The organism is Pseudomonas sp. A-RE-19 (assembly GCF_019956555.1).
Lineage (GTDB): Bacteria > Pseudomonadota > Gammaproteobacteria > Pseudomonadales > Pseudomonadaceae > Aquipseudomonas.
This window is the reverse complement of record NZ_JAHBDQ010000005.1, coordinates 102,548-111,887: the sequence shown is the minus strand read 5'-3', so window position 1 is coordinate 111,887 and position 9,340 is coordinate 102,548. Positions and strand designations below refer to the sequence as shown.

9 protein-coding genes are annotated in these 9,340 nt (G+C 60.1%); 8 read left to right on the top strand and 1 reads right to left on the bottom strand.

Features of this window, described 5'->3' with window-relative positions; genetic code table 11:
• Positions 1–5 precede the first annotated feature (5 nt).
• Complete coding sequence (locus KGB14_RS04375; RefSeq protein WP_223484257.1) at positions 6–380, top strand: GNAT family N-acetyltransferase; 375 nt, start codon at positions 6–8, stop codon at positions 378–380.
• Between the two features lie 2 nt (positions 381–382).
• Here KGB14_RS04375 and KGB14_RS04370 read toward each other — a convergent pair whose 3' ends face one another.
• Positions 383–1,348 (bottom strand): LysR family transcriptional regulator, encoded by a 966-nt coding sequence (locus tag KGB14_RS04370; protein WP_223484256.1) that lies wholly within the window; start codon positions 1,346–1,348, stop codon positions 383–385.
• A gap of 305 nt (positions 1,349–1,653) precedes the next feature.
• Between KGB14_RS04370 and argH the strand changes: the two genes are divergently transcribed.
• The 7 genes from argH (at position 1,654) to KGB14_RS04335 (ending at position 9,255) form a co-directional block, all read left to right on the top strand.
• Positions 1,654–3,081, top strand: a complete 1,428-nt coding sequence (argH, locus tag KGB14_RS04365) for an argininosuccinate lyase (RefSeq protein ID WP_223484255.1) — start codon at positions 1,654–1,656, stop codon at positions 3,079–3,081.
• 174 nt (positions 3,082–3,255) lie between these two features.
• Positions 3,256–4,134: an amino acid ABC transporter permease gene (locus KGB14_RS04360; protein WP_105346141.1), complete on the top strand. Its 879-nt coding sequence runs from the start codon at positions 3,256–3,258 to the stop codon at positions 4,132–4,134.
• Between the two features lie 10 nt (positions 4,135–4,144).
• Entirely contained in the window at positions 4,145–4,909 is a 765-nt protein-coding gene (locus tag KGB14_RS04355; protein WP_223484254.1) for an amino acid ABC transporter ATP-binding protein, read from the top strand.
• A gap of 53 nt (positions 4,910–4,962) precedes the next feature.
• Entirely contained in the window at positions 4,963–5,787 is an 825-nt protein-coding gene (locus KGB14_RS04350) for an ABC transporter substrate-binding protein (RefSeq protein WP_223484253.1), read from the top strand.
• A gap of 279 nt (positions 5,788–6,066) precedes the next feature.
• Positions 6,067–6,915, top strand: a complete 849-nt coding sequence (locus tag KGB14_RS04345) for a polysaccharide deacetylase family protein (protein WP_223484252.1) — start codon at positions 6,067–6,069, stop codon at positions 6,913–6,915.
• Positions 6,908–7,795, top strand: coding sequence for a polysaccharide deacetylase family protein (locus KGB14_RS04340; RefSeq protein ID WP_223484251.1), 888 nt, complete (start codon positions 6,908–6,910; stop codon positions 7,793–7,795). Before KGB14_RS04345 ends, KGB14_RS04340 begins: the two co-directional genes overlap by 8 nt.
• Positions 7,792–9,255, top strand: a complete 1,464-nt coding sequence (locus KGB14_RS04335; RefSeq protein ID WP_223484250.1) for an MmgE/PrpD family protein — start codon at positions 7,792–7,794, stop codon at positions 9,253–9,255. The genes KGB14_RS04340 and KGB14_RS04335 overlap by 4 nt, the downstream gene beginning before the upstream one ends.
• Positions 9,256–9,340: the final 85 nt, after the last annotated feature.

Below are 9,340 nucleotides of genomic sequence, written 5' to 3'. Positions count from 1 at the left end.
GAAGGTTGCGATTTTTTGGCCGCTTCGATGTTGCTGAAGATCAAGATCAAAAGATCGCAGCCTGCGGCAGCTCCTACATAAAGCCCGGTATGGAGCTACATATTCACGAACTGTCCGTCAGCCAGCAGTTTCAGGGCCAGGGCGCTGGCCGCAAGTTGTTGTTAACGGCACTCGAACACGCAGACAAACGGGAACTCCACTCTCTGACTTTGACCACGTTTCGCGACTTGCCCTGGAATGAACCGTTTTATCGGCGGTTCGGCTTTGAAACATTGAGCCCGGCTGAAATCAGCCCACGGTTAACGACGGTGTTGAACAACGAAATCAACCACGGCTTGCCAGGGGAGCGACGCTGTGCAATGCGTTTGAAGCTGCGTTAGCCTCAAACCGGCGCCTTCAAATCCACCCCCAACGCCTGGGCAAAAGCCTTCACCAGCGGACTGCGCACGGTGTTGTGGCGCAGGATCAGATTGAACGGCGTGACGATGTTGATCAGGTCGGGCCGCACCGTCCGAAACTGTCCTTGGGCCACCAGGGTTGCGGCGTAATGCTCGGGCAGAAAACCCACGAAACGGCCGGTCTTGACCAGCAGCGCCACGGCTTCCACTTGAGTTGCCGAGGCCGAAAAGCTGTCGTAGCGGGCAAAATTCAGTTTGTCCCGATGGATCGCGTAACGGTGGTTGATGCACTCGTAATCCTCCAGCACATTGCCGCCCATGTCCGCCTCTGGCATTGAGAACAGAGGATGGCCGACGGCGCAATACACGTACGAGCGTTCTTCATAAAGCGGGAAGTAATCGAACTCTTCTCGTTTCTGATAAACCGGCACGATCCCGGCCACTAACCGCCCCTCGACTACGCCTCTTTCCACTTCATCTAACTGAGACGCCTGAAGTTGAAATCTTACCTTCGGCGACTCTTCATTTATTTTTCTAAGCGCAGCAACTAACGGTGAATTTGAATCCGTGATCGTATTATCAATCACGCCTACCCCAAGGTCGCCAATAAGTTCGTTCTGCGCCGAACTAAGCCGATCACGAAAGTTATCGACCGAGGCAAATAAATCAATCGAGGCCTGATACACCAGACGCCCTTCTTCGGTCAGATGAAAGCCTTCTCGGCCTCGAGTACACAGACGCATGCCGATGCGGATTTCAAGGTCGGAAATCTGTTTACTGATGGCCGCCAGGCCCACATTCAGTTCGTTCTGGGCGGCACTGAAGCCACCGGCCTCGACCACGGCCTTGAACACCTTGAGCAGTTTAAAGTCCAGACCGCTGAGGGCCAGCGGTGCCCGATGTACCGTTTTTGGCGGCGGGTTTCCAGAATTGGAAAGTGGGGTTTCCATAATGCTTATTTACCTCAGGTGCCCTATTCAACAATCTGTGTCCAACAACAAAAACATAGCCGACCAATAATAATGAACACAGAAAACAAGGCTTGGCAACCGTTAATAAATCCCACGGATCAGTGCCAACTCACTGATTTCGAACTATTAAAAGCTGACACTTCGATCAGCTCTCGCCATTTAGCAACTGCGCTTTTCCCCTGCCCTTGAATTTGATTGAGCCGAACCACGCCCGAATGATTTTCGGCGGGTGTTTCGGGCTCGGTATACCGATTTCAATTTGCTCTACGATGAGGAAAACAACAATGTCTCAAACCACCGACCGTCTCTGGGGTGCCCGCTTCAAGAGCGGCCCTTCCGAAGCCCTCGCGGCCCTGTCCCGTTGCCCCGAGCGCTACTTTCGCCTCACCCCGTACGACCTCGCCGGCTCCAAGGCGCATGCCCGGGAATTGCAGCGCGCAGGGCTGTTGAGCGAGCAGGAAACCCAGACCATGCTCGATGCTTTGGAACGCATCGGTGATGACTTCCGTGCCGGCAGCATCGCGCCGACGCTCGACGACGAAGACGTCCACACCTTCATCGAGCGCCTGCTGACCGAACGCCTCGGCGCACTGGGCGGCAAGCTGCGCGCCGGCCGCTCGCGTAACGACCAGACCGCCAACGACCTGCGCCTGTTCCTGCGTGATCATGTGCGCACCCTGGCTGTCGAAGTCCTGGCCTTGCAACAAGCACTGGTGGATCAGGCCGAGCAGCACATCGAGAGCATCTGCCCTGGGTTCACCCACCTGCAGCAGGCCCAGCCGATCGTCTTTGCTCACCATTTACTGGCCCACGCCCAATCGATGCTGCGCGATGTGCAGCGCTTGGTGGACTGGGACGTGCGCACCTCGCTGTCGCCACTCGGTGCGGCGGCCATGGCCGGTTCCGCCATCGCTCGCCTGCCGCAGCAATCGGCCAAGGAAATGGGCTACAGCGGCGTCTGCGAAAACTCCATCGACGCCGTGGCCAGCCGCGATCACGTTGCCGAGTTCCTGTTCATCGCCAGCATGTTGGGGATCAATATTTCCCGCCTCGCCGAAGAGTTCTGCCTGTGGTCGTCGCGGCAATTTCGCTGGGTCGCGCTGGACGATGCCTACGCCACTGGCAGTTCGATCATGCCGCAGAAGAAAAACCCGGACATCGCCGAACTGGCCCGGGGCAAGGCCGGCCGCCTGATCGGTAACCTGACAGGTTTGCTGTCGACCCTCAAATCCCTGCCGCTGTCGTACAACCGTGACCTCAGCGAAGACAAAAACGGTGTGCTCGACAGCGTCGACACCCTGCTGCTGGTGCTGCCGGCCATGGCCGGGATGGTTGCGACCATGAAAGTCAACGTTGAAGAGCTGCGTCGTCAGGCACCGTTGGGCTTCACCCTCGCCACCGAAGTGGCCGACTGGCTGGCGGTGCGCGGCGTGCCGTTCAAGGAAGCACACGAGATCACCGGCGCACTGGTCCAGGCCTGCGAGAAGCATGACATCGAATTGTGGGAAGCATCCCCGGCGCTGCTGGCCGAGATCGATCCGCGCCTCAAGCCTGAAGTGCGTGACAGCCTGACCCTCGAAGCCGCTATCGCCGCCCGCAGTGGCTGGGGCGGTACCGCGCCGCAACAGGTGCGTGAGCAGATCGGCCGTTTGAAGACTGCCCTCGCCGCCCAGCAGCAATGGACCGAGAACTATCAGGGTTTCCGGCTCTGAATCAACGCCACCAAACCTGTGGGAGCGAGCCTGCTCGCGATAGCGGTATTACATTCAACATCCATGTTGACTGATCCGCCCCCATCGCGAGCAGGCTCGCTCCCACAGGGATTGCGCTTAACCTGAAAAACCACACGCGCCGTCTTTATTGAGCGCGGCGTACGGAGAAACAACATGAGCCAGACTCAGGCAGAACGACTCCAGGCGGAGCGCAAACTGGCGGAAAACCAGTTCGATATCACCCAGTACCAGCACGTGCCACGGCGTTACTACGGACGGATTTTTTTCGCCACCGTAATCGTCATCGCGATCATAGGATTGGTGCGGGCCTTCGCCGAAGGCAAGATCGAATGGTCGTACATCGGCCAGTTCCTCACCTCACAGGCCATTATGTGGGGCCTGCTCAACACCATCGTCATGGCAGTGCTGGCGATGGCGTTGGGGATTGTCTTCGGGGTGATCACGGCGATCATGCGCATGTCGGCCAATCCGATCCTGCGCTATGTAGCGTTGACCTACACCTGGCTGTTCCGCGGTACGCCGCTGATTTTGCAGCTGCTGCTGTGGTTCAACCTGGCGCTGATCTTCCCCACCATCGGCATCCCCGGCCTGTTCGAAATGGACACCGTGAGCCTGATGACGCCGTTCGTGGCCGCCCTCCTCGGCTTGAGCATCAACCAGGGCGCCTACACCGCCGAAGTGGTGCGCGCCGGTCTGCTCTCGGTGGACACCGGGCAGTACGAAGCCGCCAAGTCGATCGGCATGCCGCGCCTGCAAGCGCTGCGCCGGATCATCTTGCCCCAGGCCATGCGGATCATCATTCCGCCGGTGGGTAACGAGTTCATCGGCATGGTGAAAATGACTTCCCTGGCGAGCGTCATCCAGTACTCGGAATTGCTCTACAACGCCCAGAACATCTACTACGCCAACGCCCGCGTGATGGAGCTGCTGATCGTCGCCGGTATCTGGTACCTGGCCACCGTCACCGTCCTGTCCTTTGGTCAAAGCCGTCTGGAGCGTCGTTTCGCTCGCGGCGCCGGCAAGCGTTCTTGAGGAGCCCCACATGAGAAGCATCGTCAAGGCCGTGAGCCTGAACAAGTATTACGACCATTTCCACGCGCTCAAGGACATCAACATCGAGGTCGAGCAAGGCGAAGTGCTGTGCATCATCGGCCCGTCCGGCTCCGGTAAAAGCACCCTGCTGCGCTGCGTGAATCAGTTGGAAAAGATCGACAAGGGCGGCCTGTGGGTCGACGGCGAACTGGTGGGTTACCGCATTGCCGGCAACAAGCTGCACGAGCTCAACGAGTCGCAGATCGCCCGTCAACGTCTGGCCACCGGCATGGTATTCCAGCGTTTCAACCTGTTCCCGCACATGACCGTGCTGCAAAACATCATCGAAGGGCCGTGCCAGGTGCTCAAGCGTTCGCCCAAAGAAGCGCACGAAGAAGCCTTGGAATTGCTGGCCCGCGTCGGCCTGGCCGACAAGCGCAACAGCTACCCGATCGAGCTGTCGGGCGGCCAGCAACAACGGGTGGCGATTGCCCGCGCGCTGGCCATGCGACCCAAGCTGATGCTGTTCGATGAACCCACTTCGGCACTCGACCCGGAACTGGTCGGTGAGGTGCTGTCGGTGATGCGCGATCTGGCGCAGACCGGCATGACCATGATCGTCGTCACCCATGAACTGGGCTTCGCTCGCGAGGTTTCCAACCGCATGGTGTTCATGGACGGCGGGCAGATCGTGGAGGCTGGAAGCCCCGAAGAAATACTAATAAGTCCACAAAACCCACGCACCCAAAGCTTCATTTCTGCCGTTCGAACCTAAGCGCCAGTCTCAGAAATCAAGAGCGGCGTAACAACACTCATAAGAGAACGACCATGAAGAACTTCGTTATTCCAGCAGTACTCGCAGGCGTTATGGCTTCCAGTTTCACTTGGGCCGCCGAGCTACCGGCCAGCATCAAGGACAAAGGCGAGGTCGTTGTGGCAATCATGCCGAACTACCCGCCGATGGATTTCAAGGACCCGGCCACCAACACCCTCACAGGGCTCGACTATGACCTGGGCAACGCCTTGGCCGAACGTCTGGGCGTGAAGATCAAATGGCAGGAAACCGGCTTCGAGCAAATGATCAACGCGCTGACCACCGACCGCGTGGACATGGTGATGTCGGGCATGACCGACACCGCCGAGCGTCAGGCCAGCGTGACCTTCGTTGACTACTTCACCAGCGGTCCGCAGTTCTACACCTTGCAGAAAAACAAGGAAACGAACGAGATCATCGACCTGTGTGGCAAGAAAGTCGGCACCAGCCGACGTACGACCTTCCCGGCGGAAATCGCCGAGTGGAGCAAGGCCAACTGTGAAGCCGCCGGCAAACCTGCGATCAACGTGATCGGCACCGAAGGCTCGGCCGACGCCCGCGCACAACTGCGTCAGAGCCGCATCGACGCGGCCATGCAGGGCAGCGAAACCCTGCCGTACCTCAAGACCCAGGAAAAGGATATGTACAAAACCGTGGGCCTGCCGATTTCCAAGCAGTTCACCGGGTTGGGCGTGAGCAAGAAAAAGCCTGAGCTGAGTGAAGCGGTGAAAGTCGCGTTGCAGAGCATGGTCGATGACGGCAGCTACCAGGCGATCCTGAAGAAGTGGGACCTGGAACTGGGCGCGATCAAGACCGTGACCATTAACGCCGGCAAATAATGGATCGGTGTGATGCCTTTGTGGGAGCGAGCCTGCTCGCGATAGCGGTCTGTCAGATGACATAGATGTTGAATGCACCGCCCTCATCGCGAGCAGGCTCGCTCCCACACTGAACCCGGGTCGATCACAATTTTGTGGCCAACCGAAAAACCTGTGGGAGCGGGCTTGCCCGCGATAGCGGTCTGTCAGGCGACACGCAGGTTGAATGTACCGGCCTCATCGCGAGCAAGCCCGCTCCCACAGGGTCTGGCGTTTACATATAAATAGTTGGAGCACCACATGTCCTCCTCGCTACAACCGACCTGGCCGGACCAGCACACAGCCTGCCTCGCCCTGGCCTTCGACCTTGATGGCCCGACCGGCGATGCGATGCTCAACGGCTCGATCTGGCGCAAGCCCGAGTATTTCGGTTTTGGTGGTTATGGCCCCTATCGGGCGCTGCCGCGGATTCTCGACGTGCTGGATGAGTTCCGGATCCCGACCACGTTTTTCGTTCCGGCCTGGGTCGTGGAAAACTGGCCGAAACAGTGCCAGGCGATTGTCGAGCGCGGACATGAGGTGGCGTACCACGGCTACAAACACGAATCCTTTTACGCCCTGACGCTGGACCAGCAGAAGGACGTGATGAACAAATCCCGCGAGGTGTTCTGGAAGCACCTGAACATCCGCGCCGAAGGTTTCCGCACGCCGTCCGGCGACTGGCGAGCCGAAACCCCCGCCATGCTGGTGGAAGCCGGCGTGACCTATTCCAGCAGCATGCGCGGCGATGATCGGCCTTATCTGGTGAAAGTGCCGGGTTTCGACACGCCACTGGTGGAAATCCCCGGTCGCTGGGAAATGGACGACTATGCCTCCCTCGCCTACACCCGCGCGCCAGACTTTCCCTCGGGGCTCGACCGCACGGCCAGCTACGCGCTGACCCTCGACAACTGGTGCCGCGAGTTCGACGGTGCCATGGATGAAGGGCTGTGCCTGACCACCCTGTTCCACCCCAAGATCACCGGCAAACCGGGACGCATCCTGTTGCTGGAAAAACTCTTCGAACACATGCGCCAACGCGACGACGTCTGGTTCGCCACCTGCCGCGACGTCGCCCACTGGTGGCTGAAGGAGCATCATCATGGCTGATTCCACTGTCTGGCCTGACGGCTACCGCTGTGCCGTGGTGCTGACCGTTGATTACAACGACATCCACGGCATCCTCACCCAAGCCCCGGAAGTCGCCGGGCGCGACAAGACCTTATCGGTGTGGCGCTACGGCACGCAACGCGGTGTCGAGCGTTTGCTCGGATTGTTCGAAGCCCTGGGCGTTTCCAGCAGTTGGTTCATTCCCGGCATCGTCGCCGAGGAAAACCCGGAGCACATCCAGGCGATCCTGGCCGGCGGGCATGAAATTGCCTGCGCCGGGTATCGCCATCAGCACTACGACAACCTGACGCTGGCCGAGCAAAGCGCCGAAGTCGCCAAAGGTTGCGCGGCCCTGAGCGCGCTGACCGGTCAGCGTCCGACAGGCTTTCGCATCCCCGCCGGCAACGGTGCGCCGGGCTTCATCGAGGCGTTGCGCGATCACGGCATCCGCTGGGATTCGTCATGGCGCGGTGATGATTTGCCCTTCGCTCACCCGACGGCAGCCGAAGTGATCGAGCTGCCGTTGCACTACGAACTGGAAGACGAACCCTACTTCGCCTTCAACCTCAGCCCGGCGGTGCCGCCCGCGCAATCGCGCATCGCCTCCTACAGCCACACCTTGGGCAACCTGCAAATGGACTTCGCCGGGTTTCATCGGTTCGGGCTGTGTTACGTACTGCGACTGCACCCCGAAATCATCGCCACGCCTGGACGGATCGGCGTGTTGCGGGAATTGCTGCTGAGCATTCAACAGCACGACGACGTCTGGATCGCCACCGGGGCCGAGGTCGCCCGATGGTGGGCCGAGTCGGCAGCGCCCGTGAGCGAGGATCACCCGGCGGCGGTGTACGAACATCATTATCGGGATTACGGCGTATGAAAGATCAAGAGATCGCAGCCTTCGGCAGCGCCTACGATGGGGTGATGCGGATGGAGCGCCTGGCGCAGTTTTGCGTCGATACTCGCTTTGAAGATTTACCACCCGCGTTGGTCGCACAAGCCAGGCGGCACATCCTCGATACCTTCGGCGCGGCGCTGGCCGGGGCTGACAGCGATGTGGCGAAACAAGCGCGTCAGGTCTTCGAGGGAGAAGCCGGCAGCACGCTGATCTGGGGCACTGATCAGCGGGTCGGCGCGGCGCAGGCCGCCATGCTCAACGGCATCGCCGCGCATGCCCTGGAGCTGGACGACACCGGCGGCTGCGACCATTCCGGCGCGGTGGTGCTGCCGGCGGTGATGGCTGCTGTGTCGATGTCTGAGCTATCGATTTCTGAAACACCGGTCACTGGCCGCGAGTTGATCACCGCGGTAGTGATCGGCTATGAAGTCGGCCGTCGGGTACTCGAAGCCTGCGGCAGTTACTCGGCCCATAACGGCGCCGGTTGGCACTCCACCGCGACGTGCGGGGTGTTTGGCGCGGCGGCCGCCAGTGCGCGAATTCTGGGGCTGGATGCCCAGCAAACTCTGGCGGCCCTGGGCATCGCCGGCAGCTTCAGCGGCGGTCTTTGGGCCTTCATTCATGACGGTTCGCAAAGCAAAAAGCTCCACAGCGGTCGGGCCGCCGAAGGCGGATTGCTGGCGGCGCGGTTTGCTCAACAAGGCATCACCGGGCCGACAAAATTGTTCGATGATGTCTGGGGCGGTTTTCTCAAGACCCTCGCGGCGGATACCGCCGTGCCCGAGGCGCTGGATGCCGAGCTGGGGCAGGTCTGGAAACTCGCCCGCTGCTCGATCAAACCCTACGCCGCATGCCGGGGAACGCATTCGGCGATCGATGCATTGGGCCTGTTGCTGGATCAATTGCAGGTCAGCGCGGATCAGGTCGAGGGCGTTGAGGTTTCGTTGTGCGGATTCCTGCAAGACATGTGTGGCGGTCAGGACATCAACAGCCTGGCGGCGGCGCAGATGAGCTTGCCTTATGCCCTTGCGGCCCGGCTGGTCCATGGTCATTGCCGGTTGGAGGCCTACGACGACGAACAGCGCCGCCACCCGCGGATTGCGCACTGGATGTCGCGCATTCGCCTTGAAGTCGACCCGCGACTGTCGGAGGATGGCGAGCCTGTGGTCAGCGTTCAGACCGTGGATGGTCGGCACGCTGGTTTGTGTGTTGAGGTGCCGTTGGGTGCGCCGGGCAATCCGCTGAGTGATGGCGCGCTGGAGGAGAAATTTTTCAGTCTGGCGGGGCGGGTGATGCCGCGACAGCGGGCGGAAGGATTGCTTGCGCTGTTGTGGCGGCTGGAAGCGCTTGAATCGGTGGCTGACTTGAATGTTGCGATGTCTGTGCGGGCCTCTTCGCGGGCAAGCCTCGCTCCTACAAGGTTCACGTCGAGCCACGATTAAATGCTCGACACAACACCTGTGGGAGCGGGCTTGCCCGCGATTGGCAGCAACTCGGTATCGCGTCGATACCATAGAATCTGAATAA